The 13,339-nt window shown below is 73.0% G+C and carries 13 protein-coding genes; 3 read left to right on the top strand and 10 right to left on the bottom strand.

Translation table 11 applies throughout. The features are described from left to right. Positions 1-10 precede the first annotated feature (10 nt). Positions 11-1,183, top strand: coding sequence for a class F sortase (locus RM590_RS20725; RefSeq protein WP_311706146.1), 1,173 nt, complete (start codon positions 11-13; stop codon positions 1,181-1,183). Here RM590_RS20725 and RM590_RS20720 read toward each other — a convergent pair. The 10 genes from RM590_RS20720 to RM590_RS20675 form a co-directional block, all read right to left on the bottom strand. Next, positions 1,105-1,869: an alpha/beta fold hydrolase gene (locus RM590_RS20720; protein ID WP_311706145.1), complete on the bottom strand. Its 765-nt coding sequence runs from the start codon at positions 1,867-1,869 to the stop codon at positions 1,105-1,107. The two genes, RM590_RS20725 and RM590_RS20720, sit on opposite strands and share 79 nt — an antisense overlap. Next, complete coding sequence (kynU, locus tag RM590_RS20715) at positions 1,866-3,137, bottom strand: kynureninase (protein ID WP_311706144.1); 1,272 nt, start codon at positions 3,135-3,137, stop codon at positions 1,866-1,868. Before kynU ends, RM590_RS20720 begins: the two co-directional genes overlap by 4 nt. Beyond that, entirely contained in the window at positions 3,124-3,939 is an 816-nt protein-coding gene (locus RM590_RS20710) for a tryptophan 2,3-dioxygenase (protein ID WP_311706143.1), read from the bottom strand. The genes kynU and RM590_RS20710 overlap by 14 nt, the downstream gene beginning before the upstream one ends. Before the next feature lie 95 nt (positions 3,940-4,034). After that, positions 4,035-4,448 (bottom strand): DUF3151 domain-containing protein, encoded by a 414-nt coding sequence (locus RM590_RS20705; protein ID WP_311706142.1) that lies wholly within the window; start codon positions 4,446-4,448, stop codon positions 4,035-4,037. 55 nt (positions 4,449-4,503) lie between these two features. Continuing rightward, positions 4,504-5,526 carry a class II fructose-bisphosphate aldolase gene (gene fbaA / locus RM590_RS20700; protein ID WP_311706141.1) on the bottom strand — a complete coding sequence of 341 codons (1,023 nt, stop codon included), beginning with the start codon at positions 5,524-5,526 and terminating at the stop codon, positions 4,504-4,506. 192 nt (positions 5,527-5,718) lie between these two features. After that, positions 5,719-6,261, bottom strand: a complete 543-nt coding sequence (gene pyrE, locus RM590_RS20695; RefSeq protein WP_311706140.1) for an orotate phosphoribosyltransferase — start codon at positions 6,259-6,261, stop codon at positions 5,719-5,721. An 11-nt stretch (positions 6,262-6,272) separates the two neighbouring features. Continuing rightward, positions 6,273-7,088, bottom strand: coding sequence for an aldose epimerase family protein (locus tag RM590_RS20690; RefSeq protein ID WP_311706139.1), 816 nt, complete (start codon positions 7,086-7,088; stop codon positions 6,273-6,275). Positions 7,089-7,178: 90 nt separating this feature from the next. Next, positions 7,179-8,102 carry an SRPBCC family protein gene (locus RM590_RS20685; protein WP_311706138.1) on the bottom strand — a complete coding sequence of 308 codons (924 nt, stop codon included), beginning with the start codon at positions 8,100-8,102 and terminating at the stop codon, positions 7,179-7,181. Between the two features lie 40 nt (positions 8,103-8,142). Then, positions 8,143-8,970 (bottom strand): hypothetical protein, encoded by an 828-nt coding sequence (locus RM590_RS20680; RefSeq protein WP_394813915.1) that lies wholly within the window; start codon positions 8,968-8,970, stop codon positions 8,143-8,145. Beyond that, entirely contained in the window at positions 8,967-9,539 is a 573-nt protein-coding gene (locus tag RM590_RS20675) for a DUF2617 family protein (RefSeq protein ID WP_311706137.1), read from the bottom strand. Before RM590_RS20675 ends, RM590_RS20680 begins: the two co-directional genes overlap by 4 nt. 401 nt (positions 9,540-9,940) lie before the next feature. Between RM590_RS20675 and RM590_RS20670 the strand changes: the two genes are divergently transcribed. Then, complete coding sequence (locus RM590_RS20670) at positions 9,941-11,668, top strand: ABC transporter family substrate-binding protein (RefSeq protein ID WP_311706136.1); 1,728 nt, start codon at positions 9,941-9,943, stop codon at positions 11,666-11,668. 153 nt (positions 11,669-11,821) lie between these two features. Continuing rightward, positions 11,822-13,333 (top strand): ABC transporter permease, encoded by a 1,512-nt coding sequence (locus RM590_RS20665; RefSeq protein WP_311706135.1) that lies wholly within the window; start codon positions 11,822-11,824, stop codon positions 13,331-13,333. The last annotated feature ends 6 nt before the right edge of the window (positions 13,334-13,339 follow it).

Genomic DNA, 13,339 nt, shown 5'->3' with positions numbered 1-13,339 from the left:
GGGGCGCCGCGTGCCCGTCATCCCGGGGCTCGGCCGGCTGCGCCGGCTGACCCGGCTCGCGTCGGCGCCGCGCCGGCTGTGGGAGCGCGGGCGGGGCCTGACGGCCGGCCCGGTCACCCGCGCCGGCGCCGGGCTCCGGCGCGCCGCCGTGCCGCCGGTGACGGCCGTGCGGGCGCCGGCCGTTCGGATCCAGCGAGCGGTCGCCGGCGCCCTCGCGGGCCGGCTGCCCACGCGGCTGCCGATCAGGCTGCCGGCCCGCCCGGCGCGTCCGGCCCGTTCCGCCCGTTCTTCCGGTGCGGCGGTCCCGGCCGCCGGGGCCGCCGCACCGGAAACGGCGGAGGAAACGGACGCGGCTGAGGAAACGGCGGCGGTGCCGGACGCCGCCGTCCTCGCGCCGCCCGCCGGCCGGACCCGGCAGCAGCGGCTGTCCACGCGCAGCCGGCGGCTGGAGGCCACGGCCGCCGCCGCGGCCGTCACCGCCGGGCTGCTCGCCGGGATCTTCGCGCCCGGCGCCGGCGACGGAGTGCGCGAGGCCCGCGCCTCCAGCAGCATCGCGGAGGGCGTCTCCCGCCCCGGCGCGGTGGACGCCCCGGCCGCCGCCCCCGACGCGGGATCCACGGCGGACCTGGACGCCTCCATATCGGGCCAGCCGTCGGTCGTGGTCGCCCCGCCACTGCCGAGGTCCGATCCCCTTCGGGTGCGCATCCCCCAACTGGCCACGGACGTCGAGGTCTTCGGTGCCGACCTCGCCCCGGACGGCGGCCCGCCCTCCCCCTCGGAACAGGACGCGATGCGCGCCGCCTGGTACGCCGGGGGCGTCGCCCCGGGCGAACGCGGCGCCGCCATTCTCGTCGGACACCTGGACACATACAGCGGCCCGGCGGCCTTCGCCGGCCTCGGCTCGCTCCGCCCGGGCGAGAACATCGAGATCGACCGGGCGGACGGCCAGACGGCCGTCTTCACGGTGGACTCGGTCGAGCAGTACCCGAAGTCGGACTTCCCCGACCAACGGGTCTACGGTTCGGTCGACACCCCGCAGTTGCGGCTGATCACCTGCGGCGGCCGGTGGACGCAGGACGGCGGCTACGACTCCAACATCGTGGCCTACGCCCGGCTCACCGCGAGCTTCAGCTCGGCGAGCAGCCAGCCGGCGGCGCCGGTCCCGGGCACGAACATGCCGTAGTGGCCCACCCCGGGCAGCCGCTCCAGCCGCGCGCCGTGCCGCGCGGCATAGGCGTCGGACAGCTCGGGCGGCACCTGCCGGTCGGCGGCGCCGTGCACCAGCAGCACGGGCGCCGCCGGCCGGGGCAGCAGCAGCGGGTCGGTGACCGGCAGCAGCTCGCCCAGCCGGTCGCCGAGGAAGTCCCCCACCGCGCCCCGGCCGAGCCCGAGTTCGGCCGCGCGGCCCAGCCCGCCGACCGCGGCCACCCCCACCGTTCGCGCGATCCGGGCGGGCGCGGAAACGGCCGCCCACAGCGCGAGCTGCCCGCCGGCCGAGTGCCCGGCCAGCACCACCGGCCCCGTGCCGGGCAGCGCGGCGAGCCCCGCCGCGACATCGTCAAAGGTCGCCGGCCAGCCGCCGCCCCCGCCCGCCCGGCGGTACTCCAGCAGCGCCACCGGCACGCCGAGCCCGGCCAGCGCCACCGCGAACGGCACCAGGTACGCGCGGTCGTGGGCCTCCCGCCAGAACCCGCCGTGCAGCAGGGCCACCCGGGGCGCGCCCGCCCCGTACACGTCGATCACCTGCGCCGGACCCGGGCCGTACCGCACCGTCCGGTGCGGCCGGGGCGCCGGACGCGCCGCGAGCGCCCCGGCGAGTTCGGCCAGCTCCACGGCGTCCTGCCCGGTCTCCGGCTCCCCCGCGCTCACGGGTGCGCCGCCGCTTCCGACAGCGCCCGGCCCAGCTCGCGCGCCGCGCGCTCGGCGTCGGCGAAGGAGGTGTAGAGCGGGGCAAAGCCGAAGCGCAGCAGGTCCGGCGGGCGGAAGTCGCCGACCACCCCGCGCGCGATCAGCCGGTCCATCACCGCGGCGGCGTCCGCGCAGCGCAGGGCGATCTGGCCGCCGCGCCGCCGGTGCTCGACGGGCGTGACCAACTCGGCCGCGCCCGGCCGCACATGGACGGCGACCCGGTCCAGGAAGAAGTCGGTCAGCGCCAGGCTCTTCGCCCGCACCGCGGCGAGGTCCACCCCGTCCCAGACGCCGAGGGCGGCCTCCAGCGCGAGCAGCGACAGGATGTCCGGGGTGCCGACCCGGCCGCGGGTCACGCCGTCGGCCGGGGTGAACGCCGGGGCCATCGCGAACGGTTCCGCGTGCGCGTTCCAGCCGGGCAGCGGGGAGTCGAAACGCTCCTGGTGCGCCGCCCGCACATAGAGGAACGCGGGCGCGCCCGGGCCGCCGTTGAGGTACTTGTAGGTGCAGCCCACCGCCAGGTCGACCCCGTGCCGGTCCAGGTCCACCGGCAGCGCGCCCGCGCTGTGGCACAGGTCCCAGACGGCGAGCGCCCCGGCCGCGTGGGCGGCGGCGGTCAGGCCGGGCAGGTCGAGCAGTTCGCCGGTGCGGTAGTCCACGTGGTTGACCAGCACGGCGGCGGTGCGGGGGCCGACCGTCGCCGGGATCGCGGCGGCCGGGACGGCGCGCAGCGCACGGCCGGTGAGCCGGGCGGCGGAGCCGGCGATATAGCCGTCGGTGGGGAACGACGCCGCGTCCACGACGATCTCGTCCCGGTCGTCGCCGGCCAGCCGGACCGCCCCGACCAGCGCCTTGAAGAGGTTGACGCTGGTGGAGTCGCCGACAACGACCTGGCCGGGCGCGGCGCCCAGCAGCGGCGCGACGAGGTCGCCGACCCGTTCCGGCGCGGTCCACCAGCCCGACTCGGTCCAGGAGCGGATGCGCAGCTCGCCCCACTCGCGCGCGATGACGTCGGCCAGCCGGCCGGGCACGGCGCGCGGCAGGGCGCCCAGCGAGTTCCCGTCGAGGTAGACGGTGTCGTCCAGCACGAAACGGTCGCGCAGCGCGCGCAGTTCATCGGCGGCGTCGAGCGCGGCGGCGTCCCGTTCGGCGGCGTTCTGTTCGGCGGCGTTCTGTTCGGCGGCGTTCTGTTCGGCGGCGGAGCCGCGGTGCGCCTCAGACGTCGCCACGAGCGCTCCACAGCTCGGGGAACACCCAGCGCGAGGCCCGCTTCTCCAGCCAGGCCACGCCGGGCGAGCCGCCGGTGCCCGTCTTGCCGCCCATGGCCCGCCGGGTGGCGGCCAGATGGTCGTTGCGCCAGCGCCACACCAGCTCGGCGACCTCGGTCAGCGCCTCGCCCAGCCGCAGCAGGTCGCCGCCCTCCGGCGCCCGCGCGTAGATCCGCCGCCAGGCCGCCGCCACCGCCGGGTGCGGCTCGTACCGCTGGGCCGGGTCCCGGCCCAGCACCTCCCGCGGCATGGGCTCGCCATGGCGGTGCAGATAGGCCAGCGCCTCGTCGTAGAGGCTCGGCTCGCCCAGGGCCTTGGACAGCTCGGCGTGCGCGCGCGCCGTGCCCCGGTGCGGCACCAGCATCGACGCGGACTTCTCGCCCAGCAGGAACTCCAGGCGGCGGTACATCGCGGACTGGAAGCCGGACCCGTCGCCCAGCGCCGGGCGGTAGGCGTTGAACTCGCGGGGGGTGAGCCGGGCCAGCGGCTCCCAGGAGGCGTTCAGCGCGCGCGTCTCGGCGACTGAGCGGCCCAGCGCGGCCAGCGCGTCACCGAGCCGGTCGCCGCGCAGCGCGTCGGCGGCCGTACGCCACTCGTGCACCAGCACGGTGAACCACAGCTCCATGACCTGCGTGGTGACGAGGAACGCCATCTCGCCGGGGTCGTCGGTGAGCGGGTGCTGAAGGTGGGTGAGCACATCAGCCCTGACATATTTCTCGTAGGGGGTGGCGTCCTCGCCGAAGTCGGTCACCGGTTGCGACATCGTTGTCTCCTCACGGCTCGCTGCGCACGTCAGCGTACGTCCGGGCATGCGAAAGGCGCCCCGGGTCGTACGGGGCGCCTTCGGTGCGTGGGGCGTCAGGACAGCGTCTCGGCCGCGGTCGGCGAGCTGTCCCGGAGGAACTGGGTGCAGCGCTCGTACTCCTCCTGCTCGCCGATGGCCTGCGCGGCGCGGGCCAGCGCGTGCAGGGCGCGCAGGAAGCCCCGGTTCGGCTCGTGTTCGAACGGGATCGGGCCCTGGCCGCGCCAGCCGTTGCGCCGCAGCGCGTCCAGACCCCGGTGGTAACCGGTGCGGGCGAACGCGTACGACTCGACGGTGCGGCCCTCGGCGAACGCGTCGTCGGCGAGCTGCGCCCAGGCCCGGGAGGAGGCCGGGTACTTCGCCGCCACCTCGGCCGGAGCCGTGCCGGCCGCGAGCAGTTCGCGGGGCTCCGGGTCGTCGGGCAGGTGGGTCGGGGGCGGACCCCCGAGCAGATTCTCGTGAATGGCCATGTCGTCCAGTCTGCCGGTTGGCCGGGCGAAGGGCCGACAGGCCCCGGCCCGGCGCCTACTTCAGCCGGGTGCCGGTGGAGCGCAGGTCGGCGCACGCCTTGGTGACGCGCTCGGCCATGCCGCCCTCGGCCAGCTTGCCCCAGCTCCGCGGGTCGTAGGTCTTCTTGTTGCCGACCTCGCCGTCCACCTTGAGCACGCCGTCGTAGTTGCGGAAGACGTGGTCGACGATGGGCCGGGTGAACGCGTACTGGGTGTCGGTGTCCAGGTTCATCTTCACCACGCCGTTGTCCAGCGCGGTGGCGATCTCCTCCTGAGTGGAGCCGGAGCCGCCGTGGAACACGAAGTCGAACGGGCTCTGCTTGCCGTACTTGGCGCCGACGCCCTCCTGGAGGTCCTTCAGCAGCTCGGGGCGCAGGACGACGTTGCCCGGCTTGTAGACACCGTGCACATTGCCGAAGGAGGCGGCCAGCAGGTAGCGGCCGCGCTCGCCCAGGCCCAGCGACTCGGCGGTGCGCAGCGCGTCCTCGACCGTGGTGTAGAGGGAGTCGTTGATCTCGTGGCTGACGCCGTCCTCCTCGCCGCCGGTCGGGGTGATCTCGACCTCCAGCACGATCTTGGCGGCGGCGGCGCGGGCCAGCAGCTCCTCGGCGATCTCCAGGTTGTGCCGGAGGGTCTCGGCGGAGCCGTCCCACATGTGCGACTGGAAAAGCGGGTCCTCCCCGCGGGCGACGCGCTCCTCGGAAACGGCCAGCAGCGGACGGACGTAGCCGTCCAGCTTGTCCTTGGGGCAGTGGTCGGTGTGCAGGGCGATGTTCACCGGGTACTTCCGGGCGACCACGTGGGCGAACTCGGCCAGCGCCGTGGCGCCGGTGACCATGTCCTTGTGGTACTGGCCACCGAGGAACTCGGCGCCACCGGTGGAGATCTGGACGATGCCGTCGCTCTCCGCCTCGGCGAAGCCGCGCAGCGCGGCGTGCAGGGTCTGCGTCGAGGTGACGTTGATGGCCGGGTAGGCGAACTGGCCGGCCTTCGCCCGGTCGAGCATCTCGTTGTAGACCTCGGGGGTCGCGATGGGCATCTGTCCGCTCCTTGGAGTCTGTGTTGCGTTCGACTGCCCGAATATCCTCCCAGACGACCGGGCCCGCCGGGACAGCGCGCGACAGTTTCACGTGAAACCACTACGCTCCGTCATCGGCGCTGGCCATGCCGGGTCCACGGACAGCGAAAGGCACCGGCGGAACCCCTCACCCGCCGGTGCCCAAGACGGGCCTTAGCCCTCCGCAAGACCCAAATCGTCCATGGTGTACGCCGTGCGATACACCAGCCCTGCCTGCTCCACGGCCGCCGCCGCGCCGCGGTCCACGATGACGGCGACCGCGACCACCTCGGCGCCGGCCTCGTTCAGCGCCTCAACGGCGGTCAGCACCGAGCCGCCGGTCGTGGAGGCGTCCTCCACCGCCAGCACCCGGCGGCCTTGGACGTCGGGCCCCTCGATGCGCCGCTGAAGGCCGTGCGCCTTGCCCGCCTTGCGCACCACGAAGGCGTCCAGGCGGCGCCCCCGGGCCGCCGCTGCGTGCAGCATCGCGGTGGCCACCGGGTCCGCGCCCAGGGTGAGCCCGCCGACGGCGTCGTACTCCAGGTCCTCGGTCAGGTCGAGCATCACCTGCCCGACCAGCGGCGCGGCCTGTCCGTCCAGGGCGACCCGGCGCAGGTCGACGTACCAGTCCGCCTCCCGGCCGGAGGAGAGCACCACCTTGCCGTGGACGACGGCCTTTTCCTTGATCTGCCGCAGCAGCTCGTTCCGCACGCTCATGGCACCCGACCCTATGCCAGCCGGCGCCAGGTCCAGGTCGTCGAGATCTCCAGCGGCTCCAGCTCGGTGACCAGGCGCGGATGGGTGTTGAGCCCGTTCGGCGGCCCGGACTGCGGCTCGACGCACACCGCCTCGGGCAGCTCGTCGTAGACGACCACCCACTCGCTGCGGCTGGTGACCGTGAGTTCGAGCTGGCCGGGCCAGGTCAGGGTGACGGCGACGCCGTCCGCCATGCCGAAGCAGTCGTCCCAGGGGCCCGGCTTGGGGTCCACGCGGTGGCCGGTCGGCAGGTGGTCGGCGCCGCGTTCCTCCTGCCAGTCGGCGGTGAAGGCGATCTCGACGTCCGGCCCGCCCGGGGTGAGGTTCCGCAGGAACCACGGGTGCCAGCCGGCCTGCGCGGGGAACGAGTCGCCCAGCGTCTCCACGCCCAGGGTCAGCGTCACCCCGCCACCGTCCTCCGCGAGCGCCACCTCCTGGCTGACGCGGCCCGCGTACGGCCAGGGGTCGGTGAGCTCGCAGATGAGGGCGGCGGAGGTGACGTCGGCCCGCGCGGTCCGCCACGGCCGGTGCCGGACCGTGCCGTGGATGGCGTGCGGCCCCGCGTCCAGCGGCATCTGGTGGACGATGCCGCCGTTGCGGAACTGCCCGGCCCGGGTGCGTCCGCACCAGGGGGCCATGACGAAGGAGCCGAACCGCTCGCCTTGGCGCAGCAGCTCGATGCCGTCGATCACCAGCGAGGAAATCCGGCCGCCCTGATCGGGGCGGAGGGTCAACTCGGCGTCGGCGGCGCGGAGTCGTACTCCGCGATCGGTGTCGTGGGTGGTCACCCCACGACGATAACGATCTGATGTAGGTAAATCATAGCGGCGCCCTCATCCTGGACACCGGGAGTCCCGGAGACCACTCGACCAGGGCCGTCAGCGCCTCCGGCGCAGGATCCGTGTGACCACGATCACCGTGGCCAGCGCCACCGCGGCGGCCGGAGCGGCCCAGCGCAGCGCCGCCGCGGCACCCGGCGCCGACCCCGGCGCGGGCTCGGGGGCGTACCGGCCGCGCGGCGGCGCGTGGTCCACTTCTTCCGCGCTGCGCCCGATCATCGTGCGCCGGGCGAAGTCCGCCTCCGGCTCCGGCAGCGCGATGCCGTCCTCGTCCTCGGCCGGGCCCCGCAGCGGCGAACGCCCGGCCGCGGCCAGCACGTCGTCGTCCTCGTCGTCGAGGTCCGCGTCGATATCCGCGTCCAGCTCCGGGTCCAGTGAGGGCGGCGGAAGGTCCCGCTCCGGCACGCCGCCGAGGAAGCCCGGCTCCGGCTCGGGCTCGGGGGCGGCGGGAATCCCGGGGATGGCGCGCTCGTTGTCGTCGGGCTCGCCGATGCCGCCGGCCGTCGGCGTGGGCTCCTCGGCCAGCGCCAGCTCCTCGGCCAGCGACTCGGCGAAACGATCCAGCAGGCGGCGGGCCGCCGCCTGCCGCTGCCCGGTGGTGAACTCGCCGAGGCGGCCCGTGGACTCGACCGTGCCGTGGAAGCGGAGCGTGGTGCCGGTGCCGTCCGGCACCGGGCGCGGCATCACGGTGAGCGTCACGGTGGCGGAGCCGGCGCCCCGCGCCTCGGTGGCCCGGCCCTCGACGGTGAGCCGGCCGCCGTCCTCGGACCAGGTCCAGGTCAGCGTGCCGCGGTAGGTGATGGAGGAGGAGCCGATGCGCACCCGCAGCCGCCCGGCCGGCGCCGCCGGATCCGCCTCCGGGTCGAGGTGGAGCCCCGGCACACAGCGGACCGTCCGCCCGGGCTCGGCGAACGCGCTCCGCACCATCTCGGCGGGATAGGGCAGGAAGACCTCGTGCTCCATGGCGCGGAGCCTACCCACTGGATGGCGCATAAGGCACCGGTCACGGCAAAAGCACCACCCGGGCGGTGGCCCGGTCGTGCGGGGTCTCCGGCGTGGTGACCGGCGGGTCCCGGCTGATCCGCTCGGCCGCCGCGCGCTCCAGCGGCCCCACGGCGGCGGCACACCCCAGCAGCACCGCCACCACACCGACGTTGAGCAGGAAGAGCCGGCGCCGGCCGCGCCGGGTGAGGTCGCCGCGGAAGAGCCACAGCACCACCATGGCGCCGGCCAGCGCGTTGACCACGCCGGTGCACAGCGCCGCGTTGAGCTGGCCGAGCAGCGGCAGCAGGAGAAAGGGGAACGCGAGCCCGCCGAGCAGCGCGCCGACGTAGTCGGCGGCGGACAGGTCGGCCACCGCGCGCCCCGCGTCCTGCTCCCGGATGCGCTGGATCAGCGTCATCAGCAGGGGCATCTCGGCGCCGATCAGCACGCCGATGGCCAGGGAGAAGGCGATGAGCATCGGTCTCGCCTCGCCGAACCACAGGAAGCACACATAGAGAGTGGTCGCCGAGCAGCCGCCGACCAGCGCGAGCAGCGCCTCGATCAGCCCGAAGTTGACCGAGGGGCGCACCCGCAGGCGCTTGGCGCCCAGGGATCCGAGCCCCATCGCGAAGACCATCAGCGACAGCACGATGGACGTGTGCGTGACGGTGTCGCCCACCAGGTAGTCGGCGAGCGCGATGAGTTCGAGCTCGTAGACGAGGCCGCAGGCGGCGCAGACGAAGACGGCGGCGAGGACAAGTGAGCGCCCGACCCCGGCCGATACCGGCAGCACGGCGACCGGAGAACGCTCGACAGTCGGGCGCTCGGCTTCGGGCGTGTCGATCATGAACCGAACGTTACGTCACACTTCGGGTTCGACCTGTCACCCACAGGAGTGGACTTGGCGGAGTCGGTGGCGCCGCCCACGCGGGTGCGGGTGGCCACCAGGCGCCGCTCCTGCGGATACGCGTGCCAGGTGCGCCAGTGCACCTGGCCGCCCCGGCGCTGGGCGAGAAGCGCGGTGAACGCGTTGGGATCACCGGGGAAGAGGCCCGCGAGCCCGTGCGGGTGCTCGGCGACCAGGGCCAGCAACTCCTGGGCGCGGCCCGCGAACGAGCCCGCGCTGAGCGTCTCCACCCGGGCGGCGAACTCGTACTCGAAGTTGCCCAGGCGCCTGGACACGCCGAGCGGCAGCGGGGTGGTGCTCCCGGGCATGCAGGCGACGGTCTCGGAGCAGGTGCCCTCGTTGCAGTCGAGCAGTACCTGGTGGGACGCGCCGAGCACCCGCAACTGCACCTGGGCTCCCGCCAGTTCGAGAACGAGGGTGGCGAGGGACGGCAGTGGCTCCCGGCCCAGGGCCCAGGCCAGGTCGCCCGCTCGGGTGTCGGTGAAGGGGGTGTGGATCGTCGTGAGCATGGGTCGGCTCCCGCATGCACGCAGTTGAGGGTGGTGCGCCCGACCCTCCGGAGACAACGGGACCACCGAATCACGTAACACGCCGCCGCCACAGGGTTTTTACCCAACTTCGGCAGCTTTCCATCCCGTCGGGGACAGGGTGGGTCAGGTGTTCATCAATCGCCCGCCCGCAATCCGAACATTTATGCCCGGTCGACGCGCGAAGACCCCGGCGAATAGGCCCGGTTGGTGGGCAAATGCGACGGAATGCCGGTCACGGCGCGGCGTTCTTCACATCTCGGCTGCACAACGACCACTCCGGTGCACTTGTTACCGCCTCCCGCTGTGAGGAAGCTCTCGGGAACTTCACACCCGAAGCCACAACATCGCGGAAGGCCCGATAGATGAGGCGATTCGGCAGAATGTCGAGGCTCGTCGCGGCCACGCTCGGAGGCGTCCTCGTCCTCTCGGCGTGCGGCAGCGACGACGACGAAGGCGAGTCCAACGACGAGGGCGGCGGCGGCCCCAGCGGCACCATCACCTACGCCATGGCCCAGCCGTTCCAGGCCTACAACAACACCACCGCGTCGGCCAACACCGTCGCCAACGGCCAGGTCACCGAGTGGGTGCTCTCCGGCTTTTGGCACTTCGGCAACGAGGACGGCCAGTTGGTGGAGGACACGACCTTCGGCACCTACGAGAAGACCGCGGACGACCCGCTGACCGTGGAGTACACGATCAACGAGGAAGCGGTCTGGTCCGACGGCGAGTCCATCGACTGCGACGACATCATGCTGTGGTGGACCGCGCAGAGCGGCGCCTTCGACGGCCTGTTCTCCGCGGTGGGCACCGACGGCGTGGAGGACACCGCCAAGCCGGAGTGCGCGCCGGGCGACAAGTCGTTCGCGCTGGTCTACGACACCCCGTTCGCGGACTGGATCTACAACGGTCCCAACCACGGCAACCAGACCATGCTGCCCGCCCACGTCGTCGCCGAGCAGGGCGGCCTGACCAGCGAGGAGTTCCTCACGGCGCTCCAGGGCGACGACCCCGCGCCGCTCCAGGAAGCCGCCACGTTCTACAACGAGGGCTGGACGATGGCGGGCGGCCTGCCCGACCCGGCGCTCATCCCGTCCTCGGGCCCGTACATCATCACCGACTTCCAGCCGGAGCAGTCGGTCACCCTCACGTACAACGAGAACTACTGGGGCGACCCGCCGGCCGCCGAGGAGATCGTCATCCGCATGATCGCGGAGGAGGAGCAGGTCGCGGCGCTCCAGAACCGCGAGGTGGACATCATCGAGCCCCAGCCCACCGTGGACCTGGCCGAGCAGATCACCTCCGCCTCCGACATCGAGTCCCAGGTCGCCGAGGAATACACCTACGAGCACCTGGACTTCAACTTCAACGACGGCCCGTTCGCCGACTCGCTCCCGCTGCGCCAGGCGTTCGCGCTGTGCGTGCCGCGCGAGACCCTCGTGGAGAACCTGATCCGCCCGGTCGTCCCCGACGCCCAGGTGAAGGACGTCCGCAACGTGGCGCCCTGGGACCCCGGTTACGAGCAGGCCGTCGAGGCGTCGGCCGCGTCCATCGAGGAGTTCGGCACCCAGGACATCGAGCGCGCCCGGCAGATCCTGGAGGAGGAGGACGCCGTCGGCACGACGGTGCGCCTGGCCACGCTCGACAACCAGCGCCGCAACGACGCCGGCACGCTGATCACCGAGGCGTGCAACGAGGCCGGCTTCAACATCGAGTTCACCGCCGAGCTGGACTTCTTCGACAGCCGGCTGCCGGAGAACCGCTGGGACGTGGCCATGTTCGCGTGGTCCGGCTCCCCCGACCGGTCCGGCTGGAACTCCACCTTCCGCTCCGTCACCGAGTGCACCCCGGACGGCAAGGGCAACAACAACGGCTGCTACTCCAACCCCGAACTCGACGAGCTGCTCGACCAGGTGCTCCAGACCTCCGACCTGGCCGAGGCCGAGCGGATCACCGCCGAGATCGAGGCGCTGCTGTGGGAGGACATGGTGACGATCCCGCTCTACCAGCACCCGGGCATCACCGCCTGGAGCCCCGGCGTGGAGAACGTCGTTCCCAACCCGTCGCAGAACGGCATCGCGTGGAACGCCTACGAGTGGAGCAGGGTCTGACCGGCTGACGCCGTCGTGGCGTCCGACGAGTAACGCCAGGCAGGGCCGGGGGACCGCAACTCCCCCGGCCCCGCTGGCCGCTTGGGTCCCCTCTCCGCCGACCGTCCCCAGCGGTCCCGCGCCCCCGTCCCCCATCCCCCAGGAGTACGCGCCATGCTCGTCTTCATCCTGCGGCGGCTCTTCGTCTCGGTCTGGGTCTTCCTCGCCGCCACGGTGGTGATCTTCTTCCTGGCGGTGAATGTCAGGGACCCGCTGGCCGAGGCCAGGCAGTTGCCCGACAACGCCCGGGAGGCGGCGATCGCGGAGATCCGCGAACGCATGCACCTGGACGACCCCGTCCTCGTCCGCTACCTCCGCTGGCTGGGCGACGCCGTCACCGGTGACCTCGGCGTCAACCGCCAGGGCCAGGATGTCAACGCCATGCTGGAGGGCGCGTTCACCGCCACCCTGCAACTGGTCACCGGCGCCACGGCCATCGCCATCGTCGTCGGCATCACCATCGGTGTGATCTCGGCGCTGCGGCAGTACACCGCTCTCGACCAGACCGTCACCTTCGTCGCGTTCGTCTGCTTCTCCCTGCCGGTCTTCTGGGTCGGCACGCTGCTCAAGCAGTTCCTCGCGCTGGACTTCAACGACTGGCTCGCCGACCCGGAGATCTCCCCCCTCTTCATCGGCGGCATCGCGCTGATCACCGGCCTGGGCTGCGGCTCCCTGGTGGTAGGGGACCGCCGCGCCCGGCTGTCGGTGTTCGCCGCCACCACCGCCGGCATGGCCGTGCTGCTCGCGGTGCTCTCCGCCACCGAGTGGTTCGCCGAACCCGGGCTCGGCCCCGGCGTGATCGCCCTCTCCGCGGCCGGCGGCGCGATCGGCTTCACCACGCTGGTCAGCGGGCTGGAGTGGCAACGCCCGCTCCAGGCCGCGTTGTTGGCCGCCGCTCTCGGCGTGGTCGCCTCGTTCGCCCTGGACCCGGTGCTGGACGACCCGACGCTGATCACCATCGGCGGCCTCGCCGTGCTGACCGTCGCGATCTGCGCGGCCGTGGGCTGGCTCCTCGGCGGCGCGCTGCACCGCCGTTCCGCCATCCCGGCCACGGTGCTCACCGGCCTGTTCACCGGCGCGGTCATCTTCACCGACCGGATGCTGTGGAACTTCGACAACTACAGCGAGTCGGTCGGCGGCCGGCCCATCTCCACCGTCGGCGCAGAAACCCCCAACTACGAGGGCACGTTCTGGGAGAGCGGCCTGGACTCGTTCGGCCATCTCGCGCTGCCCACGCTCGCGCTGGTGCTGCTGTCCCTCGCCACCTACACCCGCTACACCCGCGCCAGCATGCTGGAGGTGATGAACCAGGACTACGTGCGCACCGCGCGGGCCAAGGGCCTGAGCGAGCGCGCGGTGATCACCCGGCACGTCCTGCGCAACGGCCTCATCCCCATCACCACGCTGGTCGCCTACGACATCGGCGCCATCCTCAGCGGCGCCGTGGTGACCGAGGAGGTCTTCGGCTGGTCGGCCATGGGGCACTTGCTGTTCACCGGCATCGCCCAGGGCGACCCGATGCCGATCATGGCCTTCTTCATCGTGGCGGGCGGCGCGGTCGTGGTCTTCAACATGATCGCGGACATCGCCTACGCCTTCGTCGACCCCCGCATCCGGCTGTCGTAAAGGAGC

Origin of the sequence: Streptomyces litchfieldiae (genome assembly GCF_031845365.1) — a bacterium.
Lineage (GTDB): Bacteria > Actinomycetota > Actinomycetes > Streptomycetales > Streptomycetaceae > Streptomyces > Streptomyces litchfieldiae.
This window is presented reverse-complemented; position numbering and strand designations above follow the sequence as displayed.